The organism is Streptomyces katrae (assembly GCF_002028425.1).
Lineage (GTDB): Bacteria > Actinomycetota > Actinomycetes > Streptomycetales > Streptomycetaceae > Streptomyces > Streptomyces katrae_A.
Genome location: NZ_CP020042.1, coordinates 7,380,897 through 7,405,760, shown reverse-complemented (window position 1 = coordinate 7,405,760; position 24,864 = coordinate 7,380,897). Strand labels below are relative to the sequence as shown.

Sequence of the window (24,864 nt, the reverse complement as noted above, 5' to 3'; positions counted from 1 at the left end):
TAAGGCGTGTCTGATGATTGATCTTGCGGCAGGTAGAGGTGGGTTGACGGACGTGGCGTGGGAGCGGATAGGGCCCTTATTGCCGCAGGTGGACGGGCGTGGTCGGCCGTGGCGTGATCACTGGCAGGTGGTCAATGGTGTGCTGTGGCGGTTGCGGGCCGGGGCTCCGTGGCGGGACCTGCCGGAGCGGTATGGGCCGTGGCAGACCGTCTAGGAGCGGTTCGCCCGCTGGGAGGCGGACGGCAGGTGGGCAAGGCTGTTGGAGCATGTGCAGGTCCGTGACGACGCGGTGGGCGGGGTCGAGTGGACTGTCGCTGTCGACTCCACGGTCAACCTGCCCCACCAGCACGCCGCCGGCGCACGTAAAAAGGGGCCGCAGACGGGGACGAACTGGAAGATCCGGGCCGCTCGCAGACGCGCCAGGCCCTCGGCCGGTCCCAAGGCGGGCTGACCACGAAGGTCCACCTCGCCGTCGACGGCCGGGGCCTGCCCCTGTCCATCGTGCTCACGCCCGGCAACGTCAACGATGCCACCGCGTTCGGCCAGGTCCTCGACGGGATCCGCGTCCCGCGAGCCGGCGCCGGCCGCCCGCGCACGACACCGGCCCGGGTCCTGGGCGAGGCCTACCCCAGCCGGGCGATCCGGCGCCTGCTGCGGCGTCGGGGCATCGCCGTCACGATCCCCGAGCGCCGCGACCAAGCGGCCAACCGCCGGCGCCGAGGGCGCCTCGGCGGCCGGCCGCCCGCCTTCGACAAGGACGTCTACCGCGACCGCAACGTGGTCGAACGATGCTTCGCACGCCTCAAGCAGTTCCGCGCGATCGCGACCAGGTTCGACAAGCTCGCCGACCGCTACCGGACCGGAGACGTCCTGGCTTCGCTGATCCTCTGGCTCCGAGATACAACCGTTGCTCCCGGCGGCGGATGGGCGGGGTCGGCCGTGGAGAGATCACCGTCAAGTGATCGATGGCGTGTTGTGGCGGTTGCGAACGGGCGCGCCATGGCGCGATCTGCCCGAGAGATACGGCCCTGGCAAACCGCCTACGAACGCTTCGCCCGCTGGGAGGCCGATGGCACCTGGGCCAAGCTGCTGGAGCATGTCCAGGTCCGGGATGACGCCGTGGGGCGCGTGGATTGGACGGTGTCGGTGGACTCCACCATCAACCGGGCTCACCAGCACGCCGATGGAGCCCGTAAAAAAGGGACCCTGGCAAGGACAAACTGGAAACTCCGCCACGCTCGGCGGCGGGGCAGGCCCTCGGCCGGTCCCGGGGCGGGCTGACCACTTAAGGTCCATCTGGCCGTCGATGGTCGCGGCCTGCCCTTGTCCGTTGTTGTGACGCCAGGCAATACCGCCGACGCCACGGTTTTCGGCGCGGTGCTGGACGCGATCCGCGTGCCCCGCACTGCCGCCGGGAGGCCCCGCAGTCGGCCCGACCGGGTGCTGGCCGACAAAGCGTATTCCTCCCGCGCCATTCGTACCCGCCTGCGACGTCGAGGCATCCGTGCGACCATCCCTGAACGCGCCGACCAGATCGCCAACCGGCATCGGCGCGGCACTCACGGTGGCCGTCGCCCCGCCTTTGACAGAGATCTCTGCAAGGGCCGCAATGTTGTGGAGCGGTGCTTCAGCCGACTGAAACAGTTGCGCTCCGTTGCGACCCGGTTCGACAAGCTTGCCGCCCGCTACGAGGCCGGGCTGCGGCTCGCCTCACTCGTTCTGTGGCTCCGCCACTGCGACTCGTGACTTCCTGCCCCGAGCGTCGCTCCCCAGCTCAGGCTGACCGGCCACTTCGGTGGATCCGGGCGGTGCCCGCATCGAGATCGATCCCTGTCTTCTTGGGAGCGCCGTCTTGCTCGTCATCCCGTAGAACCAGCGCGATGCGGCGTTGTTCCAGCTGGACCCGCTTGCTCGGATAGATCAGGGCATGGAGTTCTTCGGTGGCGGTCGCACCCACACCTCTGCTTCCGAACTCGCGTTCCGCCAAACGGCCGGGGAGCCAACCCCGCTGCTGACCCTGCTGAACCACCTTCCGCAACAACGCCAGCAGGAACAGCGGTATCACGATGACGAGTACGACGAGCGGGCTTGTGAGTAAGCGCAGCATGCGCTGACAACGCACGGCGTGACCCAGGCGTTCCACCCGAGAGATCATTTGTCAGACAGGAACCAGTCACTAGCCACACGGCGTCTCGACAAGGCAGGGTGCTGGCCGAGGCCAGCATGTGTGCACGTTCATCGGCTGGCCGGCACGCCGCACGGGCCGCGACAGTGGAGTGGCACCGGGTCCCGACGAGATCACCAGCAGAACACGAGCGTGAATCGCCGCTGGACCGGTACGAGTGAGCCGGGGGGCCCCGTCAGTTGACGATGCAGGTGTAGTGCATGGTGAGCGTGGTGGTGCGGGCGCCGTTCTGGATCACGAGGTAGAAGGACTTCAGGTCCTTGTCGAATGTGCCGCCCACGTGGATGTCCGCGCTCCTGCCGGGCTCCAGCGTGCCAGCCTGGGGGGTGACGAGCACGCCCTTCGCGTCGCCCCGTTCCGGCAGCTCCGCGGTGTTGGCCAGCGGGTGTGTGAGCGCCACCGCCCGCCAAGTGGCCTTAACGTCACCGGGCTTGATCTGTACCCCCGCCTGAATGCCGCTCACACACGCGACCCTCTCGCCGTCCCGCGTGGGAACGTTCTCCGGCTCCAGGGTGCGGCGGATGTAAATGTCCCCAAGAGGCGGCTCCGTCGTCCTCGGCGACGTGGGGGTCTTCGCCGGAGAACCGCCCGACTGCGGTGAACTGCCCGGGGACTTCGCGGGGGACTTGCCCCCCTCCCCCTGCTGTACAGGGCCCTGGCCCCCCGACGGTGGCCCCGGGGCCTCGTCCCCGATGCAGCCGGCTGCCCCCGACAGCATGACCATGGCGGCGACCGCCATGCCGATCCGTACGCCGCGACCTGACACGCCAAACCCCCAAGCACGGAAGCCCTATGGGAAGTGTGGCCGAAAAGCCCCGATCCATTCAAGGTGTGCGAGTGCAGCGGATATGGCCCATCGCGGTCCCGAGGCCCTGCCAGGTCGCCCGCCCTGCCGACTCCACCCCCGGACCTGGCCGCACACCGGTTCCGCTGTCAGTTCGAGGAGCCTCTCCCGCAAGGGCAGAGCGCCCGTACAACCTCGGCTCCCGCACCCTGCTCCCGACGCTCAGGCCCCGCCACCGCCCGTGAGCTCGCTGATCCACTGCTTGGCCGCGGCGAGGTCTGGAGCGTGCGTAGGCGAAGCCATCCCACTCCTCCAGGACACGCGGCTCGTCCGGCCGAAGGTGGCCCGCTCCACCCCCCACCGGCCGGGCGCCGGTAGACATCCATCGGTGCACGCCGGCGCTTGTTGTACGAGGCGAGCGGGTCGTTTACGTCCACACGCGGCACAGCACGAGACGGCTGGTTCGGAGGGCCGGGGCGCCGGTGCTTTCCCATGGAAGCGTCTCACAGCTCACGGACGGGGAAGCGGCATGCCGGGCATTTGGGGGTGGCTCAGGTGCTGCCCGGCATCGTGCACGTGCAGGGTGAAGGTCTCCGGTCCCGGCTGGCCAGCCACATCATAGGCGGTGAGTACGCTTTCGATCCGTTCCCACAGCCGGACCGGTCCACCTTCGCGTACGTCCCATCCGTCACCCTTCGGAGTGAGAAGGGCGACGGAGCCAGTGACGGTGTCGGCCAGGATCACGTTCTCGCCTAGGCCGTTTCTTGCGGATCATCCGACGGACGTGCAGAGGTGGGGCAGAGTGCGTTTCATCCCGTGGTGCGCACAGCTCGGTCAGCTCTAGGCTCGACACCATGCATCGTCAGTCCGTGTCCCCGCCGTTGACAGAGGGAGAGCTGGTCATGGCCGAGCACGAGCTCGGTGTGTCCTTCCCGGCCGCCTACCGCGCGTACCTCAAGGCGGCGAAGCCCGCCAAGCGGGTGTTCCGGCCCTGTCGAAGAGAGTGGGGCTGGGATTGGGGCGCGGATCGTCAGCCCCTGGCGGAGCTGCTGCCCCTGCCCTTTCCACACCCCGACTCATACGTGGACGCGAACGCCGAACTGGATGCCCGCGAACCCTGCCTGGAGGACTTCACCAACGAGCCGGACCACGCGGATGCCTGGCAGGCCTGGGACAGGGAATGCGAGGTCTTCGAAGAGCAGAAGACCGCCGGAGCCGTGACCCTGCAGGACAACGGCTGCGGCTTCTACACTCTGCTGGCGGTCACCGGTCCACTCGCAGGCACGGTGTGGTGGGATGGTCGCGCCACTTGTGACCTGATCATCCCGCTGTCGCTCGATCACATGGGCAGCGCCCGCCCAGTCACGTTCAGCGAGTGGCTTCGCTACGACTCCTGGGACTTGCTGCCGCCGGGCTGGGGCGGGTCCTCTCGCTCCAGCTCATAGGCCGGCTCTTGGGATCACCTCGCTGACCAGATCAAAATGGCCGCGAGGTGGAGCCCTGCCTGGTAGCTCGTAGCCGTCTTGTCGTAACGAGTGGCCAGGCCGCGCCACTGGTCGGGTAGCCGGGGCACGTCGCCGTGACCCGGCCCCCTCAGAACCGGACGTGCCTGTTTCCACGCATCACGGCTCAAGCAAGCCTGAAGGCTTCACAGGTTCTGCTCTTTTCCGGTCGCCGTCGCCGTCGCCTGAATGGTGCCGGCGATGGCATTCCGAGTGGACGAGCCGAAGATTCTTGCTCTCATCGGAGCCGCCATGCCGCCGGTAGGTGAAGTGGTGTTTATGCAACCGCTTCTTCATCGCGTCGAACCAATCGATCCATTCGCGTGGAGTGTCGGGCTCGAATTCCGCGCCGGCGATGAGCGTTTGCCGCACAGCGGACAGATTCCCTTCTGGCGGGCCGCCAGAGTGAGGCTGATCTTATCCATCGGTGGCGGTGTCCGCGTTGACGGCGTTGGCTCCAGTAGCCGCGGAGGGCAGGATCGTCGGGTGACGACTTACCTCTGACCAGCTGATGCCGTCTGATGTTGGTCCAGGCGAACTTGGGAAGGTGTGCGCCTGTGGCGCGGTCACCGAATACCCAGTTGTTCGCCTTAGATCGGTTGAGCCTGCCGAAGTACTTGTTCACGATCCAGTGCTTCGACTTCTTCGGGTGGGTGCGCTCGGCCCACTTGTAGGTGAGCATCCACACATAGCTGTCCAGTGCCGAGAACGTCCGGCTGGACACCACCGTCCGGTAATACGCGGACCAGCCGCCGACATCCAATCCCTCGGCGCCCACGTACCGCAGCGCCCGCACCCCAGCCTCGCCCGGCGCGTACGCCCCGGCTTCATCCGTCCCATACCCCGCACAACGCCCCGGAGGCGGGCCCAGTAGTGGCCCGGAACCCAGCGCGCTTCAGGGACCCGGAGCCTGAGCCAGCGATCAGGTCCGCCGAGCCGTCCTGCGAGGCGCTCCACCAGTAGGCCTGCGCGCGACCGAAGCGGGCGCTGAGGTGTTCGCATGCTTCGAGGACATCGTTCTGGCGTTCGGTGGTACTGGGATCGCACCAGGAACCGACCAAGGTCCAGCCGGCGAGCTCGGGAGTAACGAACACTCTGCGGTACACATCGAGTGGATCGGCGTCGAGGCCCCCGTGGCTGTCGATGTCCGCGGCATACACGACGACGGAGAACGGGACCGGACGCGGCTGCGACAGCCCGAGCATCTCCATGACGCCGGCCTGGTCCCCGGTAGGCACCGCGATCCAGGAGAGGAAGCAGCGGGAGAGCGGAACCGGCGTGTCGCCGGCGATTTCGATCCTGGCCAGCCGTTCCAGTGCCGCGATGTCACGGGCGCTCATCACCGCCTCGCCGCCGATCTCCGCCAAGGCTTCCAGAGCACCCGCGCGCGCCGCCCCGGGACCGTCGATGCGGACCGCCTGGAGCAGCGGCACCACGGCGGTTCCCCACGCCGAGAACGCTTGAACCGCCGCCTGCCTGACCTTCGCGTCACCCGGCAGTGGCAGGACATGTCGCACGGCAGTCGGCACGCCGCTGTTCCGGCGGCTGATCGCTGCCACAGCGGGCGCTCCCCGGCCGGGGAGCGCCACGGGCAGCCCGGGGTCAGCCGCCACCCGAGCCGGCCGAGGCCGAACCGCCGGAGGTCCAGCTGGAGTTGGGCTGCGGCCGATCGCGCGTGCTGCGCTCGGTGCGCAGCCACACCACGACCCCAGCCGGGCCGAGCAGGGCCTTCAACGCGTCGGCGAGCCGCTGCGGGTCGCCGCCGTCCGGGAGCGCGAGCCGCTCCCGTTCGCCCCGCAGGACGAGTTCCAGCGCGAGCGTGGAGACGGCCGGCTTGTAGTCCCCCTGGTACGGCTCCACCACCTTGTGCGTCAGCCGCACCTCGCGCAGCGTCTCGACGGGCAGCCAGTCGTCCGGCCCGGCGGCCCGGACCAACCGCAGGGACGCGGGCACCGTGGCCGGCGCGAACTCCACCCGCAGGATGTCCCGGGCCCGGGAAAAGGCCAGCACCGGCCAGCCGATCAGGTACTCCAGCCCGGCGATCACCCCCACCACCACGAACACGGTCGACGCCCGCGCCCCGGCCAGCGCCATCCACAAGGCGACGCACAGGGTCGGCACGCCCAGGGCGAGCGGAGTGAACAGCGCCGGCCCCGCCGAGGCCAGCACGTTCCACACCGGCCCGGTCGGGCCGGCGCGCAGGACCAGATCCGTCGAGTCGGGGCCTTGTCTCAGCAAGGGATCGATGGCCATGCCTCCAGCGTAGGACCGGTCCGCAAGAGCGCCTCGGCCATACCCGGCCGACGGGGCACGACTTCTGACGGCCCGTAGCCCTCAGCCGGCGGGCGCGGCGGGCTCCCAGGGCTCGGACCACGGGTCGGGCCACTGCTCGGCGGCGGCCATCAGCGGGGTAGAGGGTGGCGCCGTCCAGGCTCTCGCGGATGATGTCGGCGTGGCCGCCGTGGCGTGCGGTCCCTCTCCACTCACTGACGGTTGAAGCTCAGATCACGTCCCGCGCCGGCTGCGGGTAGCCGATCTCGGCGAGGTCCTCGGCCAGGTCTGCGAGGGTGACCTCCGCGTTCAGCGATGACACCAGCTTCTGGCTCAGCGGTCGCAAGGCATACACGTCGCGCACCGCTTCCAGGTCGACAGGAACCTCGTAGTAGTCCTCGGCGAAGCGCCGGAACGCTTCCGGCGAGCGGTCGACCAGGAGCTCGAACAGGCCTGTTGCCCCGTCCGGGTCGGAACACCCGGCGGGGAAGTCGATCACGCCGTGCCGCCACCGATCATCCGTTGCCTCCCGCCACAGGCAGGCCGTCACGACGGGGACGTCATCCTCGTCGGTGAACGCTGGCTCTTCGACGAAGGGCTTGAAGACCTCCGGAACCTCGTCGATCACTCCCGGCCAGGGCTCGCCGTCGTTGCCGTACGGGCTCATCGGTGCTTCGTGGTCGAAGCCACGGACGTAGGCCCCGGCCGCCGAGAACACGATGGAGTACTCGTTCCCCGACCCGTTGCGCATCGAGGCCATCTCCTCGTCGTCGGCCCAGCCAGCGTTGAAGGAGTAATACCGGCCTTCCCAGTCCGGGCTCAGGATCGCGTCGAGCATCGCCAGCGAGCGGCACAGGTTCCGCAGGTCAGCGATCGAAGGGAACTGGCGAGCTACGTCATAGACAGTCACGTGCTCATCCAACCGGATACCCCTGACACTCAGAATCTTCCCCAAGGGCTATCACGCTCAGTAGCAGTGCCGGAGTCAGGTGCGGCAACTCGCGACAGTTGAATACGCGGGCCCACCAGTACCGAGGCCGGGTACGCACGCGATCGGGGCCGGCGCCCCCACGCGCACGGACGGTCCCAGGCCGAACGCGTCGGCGACGATGCGCCGGGCACGGCCTTGATGGCCTCCGAACCTTCAGCGGCGGTCGTCAAGGCTGGTACGGGCTCCAGCGGCCGAGCCGGGCGAGTTCGCGGCGGGCGGCGGCCTCGGTCAGGCCCAGCGCGGTCGCAGCTTGCGCCGGGGTGGCGTCGTGCTGGGCGGAGCGGGCGACCCAGTACCCCGCCGCGCGGGCGGCGGCCTCCAGCCGGCGGACCGCACGGACCGCGGCGAGGGGCGAGTCGTCGCCGAGCTTTCCGATCTCGGCTTGCAGTTGCTCAAGGAGGTGGGTGACGGACTCGGGGAGCGGGATCGTGGCCGCTTCGACGGCGGTCGTGTGCTCGTCCCAGTCCTGGCAGCACGCGTCCGCCTGTTCGTCGGCGGCGTCCTCCAGATCCTGCTTGCCGATCGCGTCCCAGTCCAAGGGGTGTTCGGGGCCGCTCCATCCGCACGAGCAGGTTCCGCGGAGCGCGGCCGCGCGCGGGATGTGCGTGAAGCGGCCGTCGTAGACGGACCAGTGAGACGTCTGGTGGACATCGGGGCCCGAACCGGTATCGAAGAGCGCCGGCGCGGGGACGGTCCCGTCGGCCAGGAGGACCCCGACCCAGCCCTCGTGGGAGGTCCCGAACTCCTCGGTCGTCCACGTCTCCCTGTCGCCGGCCATAACGCCCCTTCACCGCCTGGCAGGGCCCCCGCCCGGCCGCGGGCCCGTGTGCCACGACCTTCGCGCACCGGCGTCCTCTGGTCAGGCGAACGGGGGAAATCCGTCCCGAAGGCTGACCACGAAGAAGGGGTGTGCCGGGAGGACTCCGGTCAGCCGCTCGACGGAGTGACCGCCACTGTAGCGCCGCTGAGCGTCGGGCTGCGCGGTCTGGGTCAGCGCAGCCCTACGCGGTGTGGCGGTCAGGCGGGGATGCCGAGGGGCAGGCCGAACTTCTGCATCTGGGTGGCGAAGTCCTTGGGTCCGGTGAAGAGGTGGGCGCGGAGTCCGGTGGTGGAAGCGGCGTGGACGAAGGTGGGTTCGTCGTCGAAGTACGCCAGGCGCTGGGTGGGGATGTCCATGCGGTCGACGGCGGCGCGGAAGGCGTGGGGGGAGGGTTTGTCGACGCCGAGGCTCGCGGAGGAGAAGACGTGGTCGAAGGTGATGTTGTGGTGTTCGAGGTCGGCGGGAAGGGCGTCGGTGCAGTTGGACAGGACGCCGACGGGCATGTGACGGCGGATCCGGTCGAGGAGTTCGACCATGGTGTCGTCGCGTTCACCTCGGTCGGCGCGCCGGGGTCCGAGGTTGTGGCATACGGCGGGGCCGTAGTCGTCGGCGAGGCGGTCGGCGACGTTGTCGGCCCACTCCTGGTCGGTGAGGATGCCGACGCGGGCGGACGGCAAGCTGAGCTGCCAGCCAACCTCATCGCCACGAACCCGACGATGTTGGATAGCCGCATGGTGAGACGCAAGAAGGAGAAGAAGAAGCGGCCCGACTGGGGCATCCCGAAGGGGATCGTGCTGTTGGCGACGCCAGAGGGCTGGCGCCACAGCGTCCTCACCGTGGAAGGCGGCATGCTCTGCGGGCGTCTGGACGTGCCGGTCAACACCGACCCACAAGACGCGCGAGCCGCGGCGGCCCAGATGGTGACGGAACTCGCGCGCGACTTCCACGACACCGACGTCGAGGTGAGCTGGGATCCCCCTCGGGAACCCTGGTCATGGACCGCTCAAGTCACCCTCGCCGCCGGAGCCGTCCGCTAGAGACGGGCGCCGGCGAGCGTCAGCGGCGCAGGTAGGCGAGGACGGCGAGGACCCGCCGGTTGTCCTCCGTGGAGGGGGCGATGCCGAGCTTCGTGAAGATGCTCGCGGTGTGCTTGGCGACGGCGCTCTCGCTGAAGTACAGGGTCCCCGCGATGGCGGCGTTGGAGCGGCCTTCCGCCATCAATTCCAGGACGTCGCGTTCGCGCGGGGTGAGGGCGGATATGGTGCCGCGGGCCTCGCCGCGTGCCAGCAGGCGTCCGATCACCTGCGGGTCCAGGACGGTGCCGCCGGCGGCTACGCGGCGTACGGCGTCGATGAACTGGCCGGTGTCGGTGACCCGGTCCTTCAGCAGGTAGCCCACGGCGCCGTCTTCGCTCGACAGGAGCTCGTTCGCGTAGAGCTGGTCGACGTACTGCGAGAGCACGAGCACGGGCAGGCCGCGGTGGTGGCGCCGGGCTTCGAGGGCGGCCTGGAGGCCCTCGTCGGTGTGGGTCGGCGGCAGGCGTACGTCGACGACCGCCACGTCCGGCGGCTCCTCCAGCAGGGCGCGCAGGAGGCCGGGGCCGTTGTCGACGGCGGCGACGACGTCGAAGCCGTGCTCGGTGAGCGTGCGGACCAGGCCGTCCCTCAGCAGGAAGAGGTCTTCGGCAAGGACGACGCGCACGGGATCTCCAGGATGACGGTGGTGGGGCCGCCCTGCGGGCTGTGCAGGACGAGGCTCCCGTCGAAGGTAGCCAATCGCTCCCGGACGCCGAGCAACCCGGTCCCCCGGGAGGGGTCCGCGCCGCCGCGGCCGTCGTCGGTGACGGTCACGCGCAGCCGCGGGCCTCTGGCGCCCGCTTCCTCGCCCTCGTCCTCGTGCGCGAGGCGGATGTCCACCCGGCCGGCGGCGGAGTGCTTCGCCGCGTTGGCCAGCAGTTCGTTGACCGCGAAGTAGGCGGCCGACTCCACGGCGGCCGGCAGCCGCCCCGCCAGCCGCACCTCGACGTCCACGTCGAGGAAGCTGTCAAGGGCCAGGGAGCGTACGGCGTCGCCCAGGCCGCGGTCGATCAGGACTGGCGGCTGGATGCCCCGGACCAGGCCGCGCAGGTCTTCGAGGGCCCGCCCGGACAGTTCGCGCACCTCCAGCAGCGCGGCCCGGGCGGTCGGCGGATCGACCTCCAGCAGCCGCGTCGCGCTGTCCAGGCGCATCCCGAGGGCGACGAGCCGCGCCTGAGCCCCGTCGTGCAGGTCCCGCTCGATGCGCCGCAGTTCGGCCGCCTGCCGGTCCAGCACCTCGGTCCGGCTGTCCGTCAGCTCTTCGACTCGGCGTCGGAGTTCGGTGACGCGCGGGGCGGCGAGCAGCCGGCGCCCCCACCGGGCGTGCAGGCGCAGGGCGGGCGGGGCGAGGAGCAGCCCTGCGGCGGTGAAACCCAGGCCCAGTACGGTCGCCGCGAGCATCAGGGCGGTGCTGTGCACGGGGACGAAGGCGTACCAGTTGCCGTCGTCCAGGAGCCGCCACACGAAGGGCTGCACGAGCACCCCGAAGAGCCCGTACACGACCAGGGACGGCGGCAGGGCGACCAGCAGGCCGCCCACCAGCGGCTCCAGCCACGCCCAGGACAGGTCCCGCCAGAACCCCGCGTCCGCCAGGACCCCGCGGGCCCCCGCGGTCCGCGGGAGCGGATCGGGCGTGGTGATCCGCACCCCCGACCACTGCTCCGCCCGGTGGCGGGCGCGGTCGGCGCAGCGGCGCAACGCGGCTGCGCCGGGCGGCAGCAGCCGCAGGCCCACGCCGACGGGCAGCAGGAGCAGGGCTCCCACGACGCCGGCCCCGACGGCCGCCACCCGCAGGCCCAGCAGCCCGGCGAGGTGACAGCGGCCGACGGCGGCCGAGCGGCGGGACAACTCCGCACGGAAAGGGCGTGATGTCGAACTCATGTCCTGTGCAGGGTAGCCGCTGCGTGCACCGCCGCCCGTGCCGGTGCACGCCGGCCGCCGCGGAGGACGACCGCGAGCGCGGCCACCACCAGACAGGACAGCCCGAAGCAGAGCATGGGCGGGACGGCTCCGGACTCCTCGTCCAGGAACAGGAGCAGTCCGAGGTTGACCAGGGCGTGGAAGCCGCCCGCGTACAGCAGCCGCCGCCACCCGCCCAGGCCGTCGAGCGCGATGCCCAGGACCACCGACATTGCCACCGTGGCCACGAGGAACCCGGCGGCGTAGGCGGGCGCCTGCGCGAAGACCTGCACGTGCCAGACCCCCCACAGCACACCCACCGTCACCGAGGCGGCGACCGTCCCCAGACGGGTGCGCAGCAGCGGCTGGAGGAAGCAGCGCCAGCCGGCCTCCTCCCCACAGGCCCCCACCAGCTGCGCCACCATGATCAGCGCGAAAGGCTGTTGCAGGGACCCCGGCGACGTGAAGGGCGCCTCCCCGCGGACCGCGTAGTACCCGAGCACGCAGAGCACGACGATCAGCCCGGCCGCACCGAGCAGCACCGCACCGCCGAGGGGGTGCGGACCAGCCCCCGCCCCGGCGCCCCGCAGCAGCTCGCGCGTCCGCCGGCGCCGGTACAGCGCGACCGCGCCCACCGCGAGGGCCGGCCCGAACTGGGTCAGTTGCACGACCTCCTGCGGTATCCCGGTCGCCGGCTGTACCGCCCCCAGCGTCCCGGCCGCCAGGGAGGCGACGACCGTGAACACGCCCACGGTGCCCCACACTCCACCCCGACGCTCCGTCCGCCCCGTGAAGTCCCCGTCCACGCGCCCCATGAGCACCTTCCCCGTTCGCCCGATGAATCCGTCGAATCCCTACGCGGACCACGATGCCGCGCGGCGCCCGGCAGGCCACTGCACCTGGCAACCGGGCTGGGGTGGACCTGGATGCACCCCTCGCACGGCGCCTACGGCGAGGTATGCCTGGACGCGCCGGCCACCACGCCGTCGGCCGCCGTGCCGGGTCCGCCGTGGCGTCGGTACGCCAGCCAGACGCCCACCACCGCGAGGGTGCTCGCCGGCCAGGTCGCGATGCTCAGCGGCCCCGCGAGCAGCGGGTCGACGAGCGCGCCCGCGACGTGGCGGGTCAGGGGCAGCGCGAACTCGTTGAGCGACACGTGCGCCGCCACGGCCGCCCACACCGACCCGGTCGCCAGCCGGACGGCCGCGATCACCGTTCCGAGCAGCGTCGCGGTCACCACAGCGGCCGGTATCCCCAGCACCACCGGATGGCCGGGATAGCTCCCGCCGAGCGCCGTCATCGGGACGTGCCACGCCCCCCAGATCGCCCCGCCGAGCAGCAGGCCGCGGATTCTGCCGCGCTGCACCAGCCTGGGCAGCATGTAGCCCTGCCAGCCGAGTTCCTCCCCGAAGTACAGCGGTAGGGACACCAGCGCGCTCAGCACGAGCAGCGCGACCGTGCCGGGCCCGGGCAGGTGCGCGGGGACGTACCAGCCAGCGAGGGTGGAGACGGCCAGGCCGACGGCGGTGAGGCCGAGCGGGACCGTGAGCGCCCCTGCCACGCAGCGCAGTTCGTGCCGCCATGGTGTGGACCGCAGGAGGCCGAGGACGCGCACGGCCTCGCGCGCCCCCTGCCGGTGCGCCGTGAGGCCGAAGGCGGTCAGGGCCGGCACCAGCATCATCAGGATCATGCACAACGCCGCGAGCGGCGGCGTCTCCTGCGCGGCGCTCGTCCGGCGCAGGCCGTCGAGCCACAGGGGGACCATGGTCAGCCACGCGCCGACGAAGCTGATCACCAGGAAAGAGATGAGCCCGTGGCTCGGACGTTCTCGCGAGTTCGCTCGTTTCATGACGGCGACGCTACGAACCGCCGGAGGACCGGGGCGATCGTGTGCGCTCCCCTGCTCATGGTGTAGCCAGCTCCACTGTGCCGGGAGGCCGGGAGAGGAAGACTGGGTCCGTGATGGATCTATCGACAACCCGTACGTACGTGTCGCGTTCGGCCCGTGCCGCCGGGTACTGCGCGATCGCGGCCGCCCACGGACTGGCCCTGGTCGTGCTGATACCCGTACTGGTGTACTCGGCCGTGCTCTGCCTCGTCGGCGTGGGCCTGCTCGTCCTGCCGCTCGAACTCCGGCTGCTGCGCCGGCTCGCCGACGCCGAGCGCAGTCGGCTGGGCCGCTGGGCGGCGACCCCCACCACGCCGGCCGGACCGCACACCCGAAGCACTCTGAGGGCAGTGCTGTCGGACCCGGCGACCGGCCGCGACCTGCGCTGGGCACCCTGCATGGCGGTCGCCGGAACCCTGCTCGGGCTCATCGGCGCGGTGCTCTTCCTGTTCCCGGCGGCCGTGCTCGTCCTCGTCGGACTGTGGTGGGTGTTCCCTGCGGACGAGCCGATCAAGGTGATGATGAACATCCCGATCGACGGATGGGGATCCGCATTGCGCATCGGCGTGCCCCAGTTCGTGCTGAGCGTGCTGCTCGCCCTGACCGGCCCGCCCCTGATCGCCAGGCTGGCAGCGGCATCGAGCCGGCGGCTGCTGGCCCCCTCGGCCGCCGCGGTCCTCGCCGAACGTGTGGCGGCCCTGAACCGTACGCGCACCGGGGCGATCACTGCGCACGGCGACGAGCTGCGCCGCATCGAACGCGACCTGCACGACGGAACCCAGGCCCGCCTGGTCTCCCTCGCCATGCAGCTCGGCCTCGCCGAACGGACCCTCGGCTCCGACCCCGAGGCCGTGGGACCGCTGCTGACCCGGGCGCGGGAGGGCGCCGAGGAAGCGATGGCCGAACTGCGCGACTTCCTGCGCTCCATCTACCCTCCGGTCCTCGCCGACCGGGGCCTGGCCGGTGCGCTCTCGGCGGTCGTCGCCCGCTGCCCGGTACCCGCCGCCGCCCACCTCGGCGAACTGGGCGAGGTACCGGCGCAGGTCGAGGTCGCCGTCTACTTCGCCGTGACCGAGGCGCTCACCAACGCGGCCAAGCACAGCCACGCACGCTCCGCGTCGGTCACCCTGGCCAGGGCCGGCGACACGCTGCGCGCGGAGATCACCGACGACGGCCGCGGCGGGGCCGCCGAGGGCCACGGCACCGGGCTGCGGGGCATGCGCCGGCGCGTCGAGGCCGTCGACGGCGTGCTGCGGGTGCAGAGCCCGCCCGGCGGCCCCACCGTCATCACCGTGGAGTGCCCGTGCGCATCCTGATCGCCGAGGACAACGTACTCCTCGCCCAGGGACTTTCCACGATGCTGAAGGCCCTGGGGAACGACGTGCTCGCCATCACCGAGGACGCCGACTCCTTCGTGACGGGCGCGCTCACCGGACGTAGCCGTGGTCGACGTCCGCCTCCCCCCGGCCTTCACCGACGAAGGCATCAGAGCCGCACTCCGCGCCCGGGAGCACATCCCCGGCCTCCCGGTGCTCGTGCTCTCACAGTACGTCGAGGACACCTACGCCCGAGAGTTGATCGCCGACGGCACCGGCGTCGGCTACCTGCTCAAGGACCGGGTCGCCCGCGTCGACGACTTCCTCGACGCCCTCCACCGGGTGGCGGCCGGCGGCACCGCGCTCGACCCCGAAGTGGTCCGTCAACTCCTCGCGACGCGCGGCAACCCCTTGAGCAGGCTGACGGAACGCGAACGCGAGGTACTCGCGATGATGGCCCAGGGATACGGCAACTCCGAGATCGCCGATCGGCTCGTCGTCACCGAGCGGGCCGTGCACAAGCACGTCGGCAACATCTTCCTGAAGCTCGGACTCCCACCCGAGGACAGCGGCCACCGGCGCGTCCTCGCGGTCCTCACCTACCTAGGCGCCCCCCAGAGACCCGCCCCGCCGTCCCTTCTCACGGAGGGCGCTCGGGGCGCGCCGAAGGCCGAGCCGGACGCTGTCACACGGGCCGGGCCAGGGTGGCTGCCCGCACGCACCGCGCCGTGGTCGGTGCCGGGACTGTCCCGCAGGCGGCCCGGCCCTCGGGACCCTGACAGGTGATCGGAGCGCGGGCCGGAACCCGCAGCCGCCCGATGCTCCTCCCGGACGGTGTTCTCATCCCCGCCGGAGATGGCCGCGAACTCTTGTAGCACTTGACGGCCTGGGTGGTCATGAAGACGCCGTCGTCGGTCTTCTTCCACTCCCTGTCGCGTTCCTGCTTCCACAGGCGGTCGATCTCGTCGGCGTCCTTGGGCAGCAGCCACTTCTCCGGCGTGCCGAGGTAGTGGTTGACGTGGTGCCAGGCACACATGAAGCCGTGGGCGTCGTCCTTGGAGACGTCCAGGCCGAGGTTCCGCATGGCCTCCAGGACCTGCACGCTGAAGACGCACGCGGCGCCGGTGGTGTTCGGTGGTGTACTTCCGGGAGACCGGCTCGCCGTTGCCGCGCCGGAACGTTCCTGCCGCCTCAGTCCTCGTCCGTGGCGACGACGACCACGGCTCGCCCACTGCCGATTCCCACCACGGCCGCGTCAAAGGTGGCCTCGGTGACCGGTGTCCACGTGACGTTGCCCAGGGCCGCCTCCCGGTAGGCGGCATGGCCGTTGGCACGCCAGTCGGCGTCCGGCCCCAACAGCTCCGCCAGCCCGCCGGCGATGGCCTCGGCCAGGCGGCGCATCGCCCCGCCGGCACCACCGCCCCGGTAAGCGAGGGGGCGAACCAGCGTGGCTGCCGTCCAGGACAGCACCTCGTCCGCGGGAATCCGCCTGGCCAGCGCGGCTTCCATCTGGTCCGGGGAGCGCGGGCCGCCGTGCCCGTGGTCGCAACGGCCGCAGTCCGGAGCAAGCAGTCCCGTGGGCGCCAGGACGTCCCAGCACAGCTGTCCGTGGCTGCGGCCGTCGTCGGGACCGAGGTGGACGATCCGGTCCGCGTACTCGCCCCACTCCGCCAGCCACATGCCGAGGTCGGCATCGGATCCCAGATCGTATGCCGGGGGCTTCTCGAACGACAGCTTCACGGTTCTCCTTCGACCAGGTCGTCTCTTCCCGATCTTGCCTGACCCGCGCCGATGCACGGCACCGAACGACGCCGACTCGACCGGCAGGACCCGAAAGAGACGACCCACCGCCCGGCGGCCGGGCCGGGCAGCGGCCTGCCGAAGGTCAGCTCACGGACCCCGGCCATCGGGTACGCGGCGCTGTCCGCCGCGCTGCGGCGCACCCAGGAGGCGCTCCGTCGCGGACCACCGCTAGCCCGCCGACCCGGGTCGTGATGCCCGCCGGCCCGCGTCGGGCCGAAGCGAGCACGCTGGCCGGTCGACCGAGGGTGTCGCCCTGCTCCACCTCGATCGCGACCGTCTGCGCCCCTGTCGTGTCGAGCAGGTGGGCGGCCAGGCAGCCGGTGCTGTTGGCGTTGGCGACGTCCTCGTCGACACCGATCGCCGGCGCGAACATCCGCGCCGCACCCGGCCGGTCGCCCACCGGCGCTACGTACACGAAACAGCCGAGGAGCCCGTACCGCCGGCACGCCGCTGCCAGCCTGCCGAGGTGTGGGCGGACTCGGAGCAGCGCCGACCGGTCGTGGACCGGTACCAGCATGCGTGGTGCGCCGGGCGCGGCAATCCGTGGCGCGTCGGTCGGATGCGGATCGTCCTCCGTGAGCCCGAGCGCGGCGACGATCGCGGCGCGCTCGTCCGGTGCGGGGTGACGCAGCGCGACGAGGCCCTGGTCGAACCACACCTCGACGCCGGCGGGGCGACGGATCGCGGCGGTGTCGAACGTGCGCCCGCCGGTGTGCTGGCGGTCGTTCAGCTCGCCCAGCGCGGTGCGGGTCAACCGGACGGCCTGCGCGGCAACGGTGCCGTGGCCGCAGCCGGACAGTTCGGCGGTGGCGGTGAAGAACCGGACCGGCCGGCCACCGTCCGGCGTCCGCCCCGGGCCGAGGAACGCCGCGTGCGAGGTGCCGGCCGCAGCGGCGACCGCACGCCGGTCCGCGTCCGTCGCCGCCGGGTCGTCGTCGGTGACGGCCGTGGGGCTACCGCCCCGGCCGTCGCGCCGCACGCACGCATCAACCACCATGACATCCGGCCAGGACATCGGTCAGTCGATGCCTTCGACGATGCGGAAGTCGCGCTCGACGCCATCGGAGAGGGCGACCAGCGCCTCCTGGTAGGCCGCACTCTCGCGCGCCGCGACGGCCTGCTCGAAGCTGTCGAACTCGACCACGACGGTGCGCTCGGCGATTCCGGCGTCATGCGCCACGACCCGACCGCCACGGACGATGGTCCGGCCGCCCGCGGCCTCGACGGCCAGGCGGGCCAGCTTGTTGTAAGCGGCCAGCTTCTCAGGATCTGAAATGGTGCGGTAGACGCTGACCCAGTAGCCCTTGGGCATGGAACCTCCAGTGTGGGGATGAGTGCATCCGACTTACGGGTTGGTCTCGGACGAGTGTCGACGGGCGAGAGCGAGGCTTGTCGGCGTCGTGATCACCATGGCGCCGATGCCGATCAGAGCCGCGGTGTCATGCGCGCGAGCAGTGCGCCGGCCTGGTCGGTGCACTGCGGTTCCAGCAGGGCTGTCTGCGACCTCGGCTCTCCCGTCGAGTTTGTTTCGAAATCAGAAACACCGGGGTGGATGCTAGTGTTTCGAATAACGAAACGCAAGGAGGGTCATGCCGACACCGCGCCCAGGAACACCGGTTCGTGGATCGACGACCGGCCGTCCCCTCATGGCCGCGATGGACCTGTTCGGCCGTCGATGGGCGCTGCGAATTCTCTGGGAACTGCGTGCGGGTCCGCTCGGCGCCCGCGCGCTGCTGGCACGGTGCGAAGGGCTGTCATCCAGCGTCCTCTACCAGCGGCTCCGCGAACTCGCGTCGAGCGGGATCATCGCCCCCTCGGCCGACGGCTACGAGCTCACTCGGCTGGGGACAGCACTCCGTGATGCCCTTCGTCCGCTCGACGAATGGGCGACCACCTGGGCGCAGGAGCGAGAACACAACGATCAGGAGCCCGCGGAGACGTGAAGGTCACGCCCGACGAGGTGGAGGGGTGATGTGACGGCCGCCGACTCGGGACACGGGCTCACGCGGCCTGCGAGAGACCCTCGCTCGCTGGCCCGTCGCCGCGCAGAGGGGTGAAGGCGACGCCCAGGCGTTGCGGGGGTCTCCGTCTGCCCGAGATCGCCGCCGCCCTGGACGCGGCGCGGCACGGGGGACGGCCCCCGCCGTCACCGCCGGCCCCTCGGCGCCCGGTACGGCGTCAGCACCCGCACCGCAGAACGCCTCCTCGCCAAAGCCCGTGACCACATCGGCCGGCCCCACAGGCAGCGGGGCGCAGCAGCGGGCCGGGGCACCTGCTTCCGGGCCTGCACACAACCTTGACGTTTACTGACTTCGGCTCGTCAAGGTGACACCGGATTACGGGCTGCTGCGCAGCGCGTCGGCGATGCGGACGGCGTCTAGAAGACTGATGAAGATCTTGTTGAGGGGCCGTCCGGCCGTAGGCCGGGCGGCCCCTCTGGTTATGTGATGGCCGGTGCGAGGTGCCAGGTGCCGCCTGTGTGAGTGAGTCCGAGGTTGATCAGGCGGCGGAGGTTGAGGGCGGCTGCTCGGGTGTGGAGCCAGGCGTTGTTGCTGATGGTGCCCCGGTAGCGGAGTCGGCGGTTGCCGTGGTGGACGAGCCAGGCGACGGCACGTTCGACTGGTGGCCGCCAGCGGCGGTAGTCGGCCTGCCAGGCGGGGTCGGTGGCGGCCTGGCGGCGGGCCGCGGCTTGGAGATCGTGGTGGGGGCGGATGGTCAGGACGCCTCCGGCTTTGGCCTTGGTGCACTGCTCACGCAGCGGGCATCGGGTGCACACGTTCCCGAAGACGGCCCTGCGCTGGTGGTGGCGGCCGCCGGGCTCGGACAGGCCGACGGTGTGGCCTTGGGGGCAGGTCACGATGGCGGCCGAGGTGTCGATGGCGAAGTCGTCGAGGGTGAAGCCGTCTGGAACGGCCGGCCGCAGCGGGGCGGGTTTGAGGAACAGCCGGTGTCCGGCCTCTTCGAGGGCCTGGCGGGCGTCGCCGGTGGAGTAGGCGGTGTCACCGAAGGCGTCCACCGGGGTGTCCTCCTCGGCCAGCAGTTCAAGGCCGACGGCTGCCTCGTGGTGCTCTGGCCCGGCCCCGGGCCGCAGGGCGACGGCGGTGTATAACCCGGTCTCCGGCTCGACGGCGAGGTGGGCCTTGTATCCGTCCTGCTGATGGGAGCGGGTCTTGTGGATGTGCCGGGACTCGGGGTCGACGGTGGAGATCATCCGGTCCGGGGCGGTCCCTTGGGTGATGCGCCAGCGGCCGTCACGGCCGTCGGAGTCCTCGGCCGGTTCCACGTCCTGCCCGGCGACCAGCGCGAGGATGCCGACCGCGTTCGCTGCCTTCTCGCCCAGTTCCTGCTCGGGCAGATGCCCGAGCAGTCTGACCGCGTCGCCGACGAGCGCGTCGACCAGGTTGGCTCGTGCCTGGGCATCGTTCCAGGTGATGCGGGGTTTGCCCGGGTCGGTGTAGTCGTGGGCGGTGCACTGCGCGGCGGCAGCCTCGGCGCCGCCGGGGACTTCCCGGATCACCACCCGGATGGCGCCGATGATCTGGGTGACGGTGTCCTGGGTGGCGACCGCGTCGTCCAGCACGGTGGAGTCCAGTGCCCGCCGGTGCTTGCCCCTGAGGACACCGGTGGCCTTCACGACCTCCCGCACGGCCTCGAAGGCCCGGTTCGGGCTGGTGGAGCGGGCCAGCCGGCGCCGGAAGTACGCCAGAAGCGACGGGTCGAACGCGGTGTCATGCAGTCCCAGCCCGCACGCGGCCTTCCACCGCAGGTCACACCGCAGTTCCTGGACCGTCTCGAAGTCCGACATGCCGTGCAGGGCCTGCAATGTGATCGCCGCGGCCAGAATCTGCGGCGGCATGGACGGCCGCCCGTTCGCCGACGGATACATGTCCGCGAACATCGCCGCGGGGAACAACCGACCACGGTGCTCGGCCAGGAACGCGAACACACTCCCAGCCGGAATCAACTCCCGGCACGTCGCCCACACATCAGGTCCGACCGTCTCCCCGACCCACTCCCCTTGAACCACAACACGAGTCTGGCCCCACCGCTGACGCGGCGGGGCCAGAACCCAACATCTTCATCAGTCTTCTAGGGTCTGTTGCGAAAGTGGATCTTGTTCGTTGATGATCATGCCCTGTGGGACGTGGGGATCTGACGAACGGCCAGTGGGCCCGGCTTGAGCCCCTGCTGCCGACGGGCATCAAGCCGGGTCGGCCGCAGGTGTGAACGCGGCGGCAGCTGATAGACGGCATACGGTGGCGGACCCGGACCGGTGCTCCCTGGCGGAACGTGCCCGAACGTTATGGGCCATGGGGCCGGGTCTATGACCTGTTCCGGCGCTGGCAGCGGGACGGCACCTGGGCGAGGATCCTCACCCAGCTCCAGGCCGAGGCCGATGCGAAGGGTCTCGGGGGCGCTCCTGGCTCAATGCGAGGGAGGAGTCGCCCGGCCCACAACCAGCGGCGTCGATTCGAGTCTAGGCGCACGAGTCATCGCCAGGACTTGGCTGGAAAATACCTCTTTACTCCCCCTTTGGCTCTGCTTCTATTTTGCACGGCCTGTCCGTGCTTGATCCATTTCAGCGCAACGACACTGGAGGCCCGGAGTGCGACGTGTCAAGAGCTTCGCCGTAGTTGCCGCAGCAACGGCAGCCATCACGTTCGCCGGAGTCGGCACAGCAATCGCCGACACAACTGCAACCAACGGCGGCCTGGCAAGCGCCACTTTCGTGAGCTATGGCGACGTCATCACCGTCACCCACTACAACTACGACCCCGATTTTCCATACCCTGAGTCCTGGGCGGAGTGGTACACCGACTACGGCCGCGAGGACTCGTGTGGGCCTACGAAGAGTTCCATCACGTGCCGTCCGAACGTGGCCGAGGGCCATTACATATACATCCGGGTCTGCACGAACTACAGCTTGATCAACCCCCCGACTTGCGGTGCCTACAAAAGGTCTTCGACCTCATAGAGACGCCGCGCTTGGGGCGGGTCTGTCAATCGAACAGTGTATCGAGGGTGGTTGGGGTTACTGACGGGCTGCGGAGAGTCGGCCGTCGAAGGTGATGTCGAAGGCGTTCAGGGCGGTCTTCCAGCGCATGGTCCAGCGGGCCTGACCACGGCCGGTGGGGTCGAGCGACATGATCGCCATGTAGACGCACTTCAGCGCGGCGGTCTCGTTGGGGAAGTGCCCGCGGGCCTTGACCGCCCGCCGGATCCTGGCGTTCACGGACTCGATCGCATTCGTGGTGCAGACGATGCGGCGGATCTCGCTGTCGAACCGCAAGAACGGGGTGAACTCTTCCCAGGCGTTCTCCCAGAGCCGGACGATCGCCGGATACTTCCTGCCCCAGGCGTCTGCGAACTCGGCGAACCGTTCCAGGGCGGCGTCCTCGGCCGCCGCCGTGTAGACGGGCTTGAGGAGCTTGGCGATCTTGTCCCAGTCCTGGCGGGCGGCATAGCGGAAGGAGTTCCGCAGGAGGTGGACCACGCAGGTCTGGACGGTGGTGCGGGGCCAGACGGTCTCGACGGCGTCGGGCAGGCCCTTCAGCCCGTCGCAGACGAGCATGAGGACGTCGTTCACGCCGCGGTTCTTGATCTCGGTGAGGATGTGCATCCAGTGCTTGGCGCCCTCGCCGCCGTCGCCGGCCCACAGCCCCAAGATGTCCCGTCGGCCTTCGGTCGTGACGGCCAGGGCGACATAGATCGGCCGGTTCGCCACGGCGCCGTCACGGATCTTCACGTGGATCGCGTCGATGAAGACCACCGGATAGACCGCGTCGAGCGGCCGGTTCTGCCACTCGGACATACCGTCCATGACCTTGTCGATGATCGTCGAGATCGTCTGGCGGGAGACCTCGGCGCCATAGACCTCCGCGAGGTGGGCCTGGACCGCGCCGGTGGTCAGGCCCTTCGCGGACAAGGAGATGACCATCTCGTCCACGCCGGTCAGGCGCTTCTGCCGCTTGCGAACGATCTTCGGCTCGAAGGAGCCGTCACGGTCGCGGGGCACGGATATCTCCACCGGGCCGACATCCGTCAGCACGGTCTTCGCACGGGTTCCGTTGCGGCTGTTCCCGCCGTTCTTCCCGGCCGGATCGTGCTTGTCATAGCCGAGGTGATCGGTGATCTCACCCTCCAGGGCGGACTCCAGCAGCCGCTTCGTCAGCTGCTGGAGCAACCCGCCCTCCCCGGTCAGCTGCAGGCCCTCGGCCTGGGCACGGGACACCAACTCGTCGATCAGCCGGTCATCCACCGCCTTCGACGGCTTCGGCTCAGACGGCTCGACGGTCTCGGCCTCGGTCACGTTCTCACTGGTCATCGGTGCATCCTCCATGATCGGAGTTACACCGAACGATTTACAGTCCCCGAGAGCTGGGCCGCCGGCCGCCAGCACCAATTGAGATGACCTCTACTGATCTTTTCGTAAGTTCGGTGGGTGTGGCGGGTGGATGGTCAGGCCGGTATGGGCGAGGAATGACCATGGCAGTCGGGGGTTGGTGTGGATGCGGTGGATCCCTTGCTCGGTGGCGTCGGCGACACCTGCGAGGTGGTCGCCGGCGAGGTTGGCGAGTTCACGCTTCTTGAGCGAGGACCACAGCAGTTCCACCAGGTTCAGCTCTGGAGCGCAGGCGGGCAGTCGTTCCAGGGTGAGCCAGTCCTGTTCGGCGGCCCAGGCCCGCATCGCCCGGCTCCAGTGGGCGGACAGGCCGTCCCAGACCAGGACCACTCGCTCGCCGCGGTAGAACACCTTCATCTGCTCCAGGACCTCGATGAGGGCGGCGGTGTCGTAGCTGCCGGGCTTGAGGTGGAAGCACGGGCGGGCCCCTCGGTCGGGTTCGGTGGAGTGGTAACCCAAGGCCCCGGCCATCGACGCGCGCTTCCAGTTCAGGCAGTGCCGCAGGAGTGGAGTCCCCGCCCTCGGGGCGAGTAGGTGCGGCGGATCCGAGGGAGCAGAAAGACGCCTGATTCGTCGAGGGAGACGATCCAGGCGCGTGTGTTCACGGCCCCTTTTCGATGCGCGGCCACTCGTGCGCGATCCAGCGGGCGATCTCCGGCTCGTCCCGCTCGACCGCCCGCCGCTCGGGCCGTTGCAGGCTCCATCCGAGCCGGCCGGTCAGCAGCCGCCACACCGACGCCCTCGACAACACCACCCCCGTTGCCCGGGTGACGACCGCGCCGACTCGTTCCAGGGTCCACAGGTCGGCCTCGAAACCGTGCGCCTGGGCACCTTGCTCCAACGCGGCCCGGACCGTCTCGACCTGGGTGTCGTCCAGCTTGGTGTGGCGCCGCGGACCAGAACATGCTCGAGTTCTCCGGCACCGCGGCGGGCCTACGCGTAGGGCGCGCCGAGGTAGTTGCGTGCGAGTTCCCGCAGGCGGTGCACGTCGAAGCTGCGGCCGTGGCCGGGGTGGGCGATGGATATGTCCAGGTCGGCCAGGAGCGCCAGGCTGCGCCGATAGGCCGGCGGGTCGGATTCGGGGAGGTCGTCGATGAGGTGGCCGTTGTAGATGACGTCGCCGCTGAACAGTGCCCCGGTGTGTTCTTCGAGGAGAGCGATGCAGCCGGGGGTGTGGCCGGGAAGGTACAGGACGGTCAGTGAGCGCCCGCCCAGCTCGATCACGTCTCCGTCCTGGAGGGGGCGGTGCACCGTGAGCGGCTCCACGCGGTAGGTGCGAGGGTCGTAGCCGGTGTGGGGCAGCGCGTTGATCAGCAATCCAGGCAGGTCTTCTCCGGCCGGGTCCATGCCGATTTCCGTGTAGAGCCCGGGGCCGTAGAGGCTGGCGGGCACGCCCTGCGCCAGGGTCTCTGCAGCGGCTTTGTGGGCCGCCCGTTCTGAGAACTCGTGTGCTCCGCCGACGTGGTCCAGGTGTGCGTGGGTGAGGACGACCAGCGGATCCCGCTCGAACATGCGGGGGATGTGCCGACGCAGGCCGGCGACGCCCAGGCCCGCGTCCACGACGAGGTCGCGTTCCGTGCCGCGTAACCACCACAGGTTGGCCCGCACCAACTTGTCGACGTGCGGCTCTGTGATGCGAACGAGGCCGTCGTCCAGTTCCTCCAGCTCGTACCACCTGCGAGCCTGCGCCAGGATCATCGGCCTGCCCCGCTCTCGACGAGATGCCGATCGCCGAAGTCCGCGTCCAGCCATGAGCGCACGGCTGGCACGCCGACGGCCTCCTGGCCGCACGCGACAAGTTGGGCCACCTGCCGACTGCCGATGGTGCCGGTCGCGCCGGACATGAAGATCTTCATGACATCTCCGTTCGTCGTGCTCACATACAGGAGACAGGGCATCCCGGCATCCCGTGATGGGCTGTGACTC

29 protein-coding genes and 5 pseudogenes are annotated in these 24,864 nt (G+C 70.2%); 9 read left to right on the top strand and 25 right to left on the bottom strand.

Annotated features, from left to right (window positions below; genetic code table 11):
• Positions 1 to 13: 13 nt before the first annotated feature.
• Positions 14 to 915, top strand: a pseudogene (locus tag B4U46_RS33870) (IS5 family transposase); the annotation flags it as partial.
• A pseudogene (locus B4U46_RS33865) lies at positions 899 to 1,746 on the top strand (IS5 family transposase). The pseudogenes B4U46_RS33870 and B4U46_RS33865, both read left to right, overlap by 17 nt.
• 28 nt (positions 1,747 to 1,774) lie before the next feature.
• Here the strand turns inward: B4U46_RS33865 and B4U46_RS33860 are convergent.
• From B4U46_RS33860 to B4U46_RS33845, 3 genes are all read right to left on the bottom strand, one after another.
• Positions 1,775 to 2,143, bottom strand: coding sequence for a DUF6191 domain-containing protein (locus tag B4U46_RS33860; RefSeq protein WP_123995173.1), 369 nt, complete (start codon positions 2,141 to 2,143; stop codon positions 1,775 to 1,777).
• Positions 2,144 to 2,360: 217 nt separating this feature from the next.
• The gene (locus B4U46_RS37745; protein WP_123995174.1) at positions 2,361 to 2,648 is read right to left on the bottom strand and encodes a hypothetical protein; all 288 of its coding nucleotides are present in this window, start codon (positions 2,646 to 2,648) and stop codon (positions 2,361 to 2,363) included.
• Positions 2,649 to 3,479: 831 nt separating this feature from the next.
• Entirely contained in the window at positions 3,480 to 3,713 is a 234-nt protein-coding gene (locus tag B4U46_RS33845) for a hypothetical protein (RefSeq protein WP_311736904.1), read from the bottom strand.
• A 158-nt stretch (positions 3,714 to 3,871) separates the two neighbouring features.
• Here B4U46_RS33845 and B4U46_RS33840 point away from each other — a divergent pair, with 158 nt between their 5' ends.
• A complete protein-coding gene (locus B4U46_RS33840; protein WP_237293238.1) occupies positions 3,872 to 4,414 on the top strand; it encodes an SMI1/KNR4 family protein in 543 nt (180 codons plus the stop codon).
• 14 nt (positions 4,415 to 4,428) lie between these two features.
• Here the strand turns inward: B4U46_RS33840 and B4U46_RS40745 are convergent.
• The 8 genes and pseudogenes from B4U46_RS40745 to B4U46_RS33810 form a co-directional block, all read right to left on the bottom strand.
• A pseudogene (locus B4U46_RS40745) lies at positions 4,429 to 4,524 on the bottom strand (IS5/IS1182 family transposase); the annotation flags it as partial.
• 67 nt (positions 4,525 to 4,591) lie between these two features.
• On the bottom strand, positions 4,592 to 4,843 hold the full coding sequence (locus tag B4U46_RS39605) for an HNH endonuclease (protein ID WP_237293237.1): 252 nt from the start codon (positions 4,841 to 4,843) through the stop codon (positions 4,592 to 4,594).
• Positions 4,749 to 5,195: a group II intron maturase-specific domain-containing protein gene (locus B4U46_RS33835; RefSeq protein WP_237293405.1), complete on the bottom strand. Its 447-nt coding sequence runs from the start codon at positions 5,193 to 5,195 to the stop codon at positions 4,749 to 4,751. The genes B4U46_RS39605 and B4U46_RS33835 overlap by 95 nt, the downstream gene beginning before the upstream one ends.
• A gap of 103 nt (positions 5,196 to 5,298) precedes the next feature.
• A complete protein-coding gene (locus B4U46_RS33830) occupies positions 5,299 to 6,030 on the bottom strand; it encodes a hypothetical protein (protein WP_123995175.1) in 732 nt (243 codons plus the stop codon).
• 43 nt (positions 6,031 to 6,073) lie between these two features.
• Entirely contained in the window at positions 6,074 to 6,724 is a 651-nt protein-coding gene (locus tag B4U46_RS33825) for a hypothetical protein (protein ID WP_079431386.1), read from the bottom strand.
• Positions 6,725 to 6,971: 247 nt separating this feature from the next.
• Positions 6,972 to 7,652 carry a hypothetical protein gene (locus tag B4U46_RS33820; RefSeq protein WP_079432174.1) on the bottom strand — a complete coding sequence of 227 codons (681 nt, stop codon included), beginning with the start codon at positions 7,650 to 7,652 and terminating at the stop codon, positions 6,972 to 6,974.
• Positions 7,653 to 7,899: 247 nt separating this feature from the next.
• Positions 7,900 to 8,511 (bottom strand): hypothetical protein, encoded by a 612-nt coding sequence (locus tag B4U46_RS33815; RefSeq protein ID WP_079431385.1) that lies wholly within the window; start codon positions 8,509 to 8,511, stop codon positions 7,900 to 7,902.
• A gap of 239 nt (positions 8,512 to 8,750) precedes the next feature.
• Positions 8,751 to 9,230 (bottom strand): HAD family hydrolase, encoded by a 480-nt coding sequence (locus B4U46_RS33810; RefSeq protein WP_079431384.1) that lies wholly within the window; start codon positions 9,228 to 9,230, stop codon positions 8,751 to 8,753.
• 54 nt (positions 9,231 to 9,284) lie between these two features.
• Here B4U46_RS33810 and B4U46_RS33805 point away from each other — a divergent pair, with 54 nt between their 5' ends.
• A complete protein-coding gene (locus B4U46_RS33805; RefSeq protein WP_123995176.1) occupies positions 9,285 to 9,590 on the top strand; it encodes a hypothetical protein in 306 nt (101 codons plus the stop codon).
• Between the two features lie 19 nt (positions 9,591 to 9,609).
• On the opposite strand, the gene B4U46_RS33800 is transcribed toward B4U46_RS33805, so the two are convergent.
• The 4 genes from B4U46_RS33800 to B4U46_RS33785 form a co-directional block, all read right to left on the bottom strand.
• Positions 9,610 to 10,254, bottom strand: a complete 645-nt coding sequence (locus tag B4U46_RS33800) for a response regulator transcription factor (RefSeq protein WP_079431382.1) — start codon at positions 10,252 to 10,254, stop codon at positions 9,610 to 9,612.
• Positions 10,218 to 11,510, bottom strand: a complete 1,293-nt coding sequence (locus tag B4U46_RS33795) for a sensor histidine kinase (RefSeq protein ID WP_079431381.1) — start codon at positions 11,508 to 11,510, stop codon at positions 10,218 to 10,220. Before B4U46_RS33795 ends, B4U46_RS33800 begins: the two co-directional genes overlap by 37 nt.
• Positions 11,507 to 12,280 (bottom strand): CPBP family intramembrane glutamic endopeptidase, encoded by a 774-nt coding sequence (locus B4U46_RS33790; RefSeq protein WP_237293236.1) that lies wholly within the window; start codon positions 12,278 to 12,280, stop codon positions 11,507 to 11,509. The genes B4U46_RS33795 and B4U46_RS33790 overlap by 4 nt, the downstream gene beginning before the upstream one ends.
• Positions 12,281 to 12,474: 194 nt before the next feature.
• Positions 12,475 to 13,323 (bottom strand): CPBP family intramembrane glutamic endopeptidase, encoded by an 849-nt coding sequence (locus B4U46_RS33785; RefSeq protein WP_079431379.1) that lies wholly within the window; start codon positions 13,321 to 13,323, stop codon positions 12,475 to 12,477.
• Positions 13,324 to 13,490: 167 nt separating this feature from the next.
• Between B4U46_RS33785 and B4U46_RS33780 the strand changes: the two genes are divergently transcribed.
• Together B4U46_RS33780 and B4U46_RS40740 are read left to right on the top strand one after the other, a co-directional pair.
• Entirely contained in the window at positions 13,491 to 14,732 is a 1,242-nt protein-coding gene (locus tag B4U46_RS33780) for a sensor histidine kinase (protein WP_079431378.1), read from the top strand.
• Between the two features lie 114 nt (positions 14,733 to 14,846).
• A pseudogene (locus B4U46_RS40740) lies at positions 14,847 to 15,338 on the top strand (LuxR C-terminal-related transcriptional regulator); the annotation flags it as partial.
• Between the two features lie 79 nt (positions 15,339 to 15,417).
• On the opposite strand, the gene B4U46_RS36965 reads toward B4U46_RS40740, so the two are convergent.
• The 4 genes from B4U46_RS36965 to B4U46_RS33760 all read right to left on the bottom strand — a co-directional run bounded on the left by B4U46_RS36965 (position 15,418) and on the right by B4U46_RS33760 (position 17,847).
• A complete protein-coding gene (locus B4U46_RS36965) occupies positions 15,418 to 15,927 on the bottom strand; it encodes an oxygenase MpaB family protein (protein WP_107438377.1) in 510 nt (169 codons plus the stop codon).
• The gene (locus B4U46_RS36960) at positions 15,924 to 16,472 is read right to left on the bottom strand and encodes a hypothetical protein (protein WP_107438376.1); all 549 of its coding nucleotides are present in this window, start codon (positions 16,470 to 16,472) and stop codon (positions 15,924 to 15,926) included. The genes B4U46_RS36965 and B4U46_RS36960 overlap by 4 nt, the downstream gene beginning before the upstream one ends.
• 145 nt (positions 16,473 to 16,617) lie before the next feature.
• Positions 16,618 to 17,550, bottom strand: coding sequence for a PhzF family phenazine biosynthesis protein (locus B4U46_RS33765; RefSeq protein WP_079431377.1), 933 nt, complete (start codon positions 17,548 to 17,550; stop codon positions 16,618 to 16,620).
• A 3-nt stretch (positions 17,551 to 17,553) separates the two neighbouring features.
• On the bottom strand, positions 17,554 to 17,847 hold the full coding sequence (locus tag B4U46_RS33760) for a DUF1330 domain-containing protein (RefSeq protein WP_079431376.1): 294 nt from the start codon (positions 17,845 to 17,847) through the stop codon (positions 17,554 to 17,556).
• Positions 17,848 to 18,181: 334 nt separating this feature from the next.
• On the opposite strand from B4U46_RS33760, the gene B4U46_RS33755 reads away from it, so the two are divergent.
• Positions 18,182 to 18,478: a winged helix-turn-helix transcriptional regulator gene (locus B4U46_RS33755; protein ID WP_079431375.1), complete on the top strand. Its 297-nt coding sequence runs from the start codon at positions 18,182 to 18,184 to the stop codon at positions 18,476 to 18,478.
• A gap of 497 nt (positions 18,479 to 18,975) precedes the next feature.
• Here the strand turns inward: B4U46_RS33755 and B4U46_RS33750 are convergent, their stop codons facing one another.
• Entirely contained in the window at positions 18,976 to 20,520 is a 1,545-nt protein-coding gene (locus B4U46_RS33750) for an IS1182 family transposase (RefSeq protein WP_079431374.1), read from the bottom strand.
• Positions 20,521 to 20,774: 254 nt separating this feature from the next.
• On the opposite strand from B4U46_RS33750, the pseudogene B4U46_RS40735 reads away from it, so the two are divergent.
• Both B4U46_RS40735 and B4U46_RS33740 read left to right on the top strand, forming a co-directional pair.
• Positions 20,775 to 20,894 (top strand): annotated as a pseudogene (locus B4U46_RS40735) (transposase); the annotation flags it as partial.
• A gap of 247 nt (positions 20,895 to 21,141) precedes the next feature.
• The gene (locus tag B4U46_RS33740; protein WP_079431373.1) at positions 21,142 to 21,510 is read left to right on the top strand and encodes a hypothetical protein; all 369 of its coding nucleotides are present in this window, start codon (positions 21,142 to 21,144) and stop codon (positions 21,508 to 21,510) included.
• Between the two features lie 57 nt (positions 21,511 to 21,567).
• Here the strand turns inward: B4U46_RS33740 and B4U46_RS33735 are convergent, their stop codons facing one another.
• The 5 genes from B4U46_RS33735 to B4U46_RS37730 form a co-directional block, all read right to left on the bottom strand.
• Complete coding sequence (locus B4U46_RS33735; protein WP_079431372.1) at positions 21,568 to 22,860, bottom strand: IS256 family transposase; 1,293 nt, start codon at positions 22,858 to 22,860, stop codon at positions 21,568 to 21,570.
• Between the two features lie 90 nt (positions 22,861 to 22,950).
• On the bottom strand, positions 22,951 to 23,409 hold the full coding sequence (locus tag B4U46_RS33730; RefSeq protein ID WP_079431371.1) for a transposase: 459 nt from the start codon (positions 23,407 to 23,409) through the stop codon (positions 22,951 to 22,953).
• 130 nt (positions 23,410 to 23,539) lie between these two features.
• Complete coding sequence (locus tag B4U46_RS37735) at positions 23,540 to 23,779, bottom strand: helix-turn-helix domain-containing protein (protein WP_159402146.1); 240 nt, start codon at positions 23,777 to 23,779, stop codon at positions 23,540 to 23,542.
• A gap of 92 nt (positions 23,780 to 23,871) precedes the next feature.
• Entirely contained in the window at positions 23,872 to 24,636 is a 765-nt protein-coding gene (locus B4U46_RS33720; protein WP_079431370.1) for an MBL fold metallo-hydrolase, read from the bottom strand.
• Positions 24,633 to 24,794, bottom strand: a complete 162-nt coding sequence (locus tag B4U46_RS37730) for a hypothetical protein (protein WP_159402145.1) — start codon at positions 24,792 to 24,794, stop codon at positions 24,633 to 24,635. Before B4U46_RS37730 ends, B4U46_RS33720 begins: the two co-directional genes overlap by 4 nt.
• Positions 24,795 to 24,864: the final 70 nt, after the last annotated feature.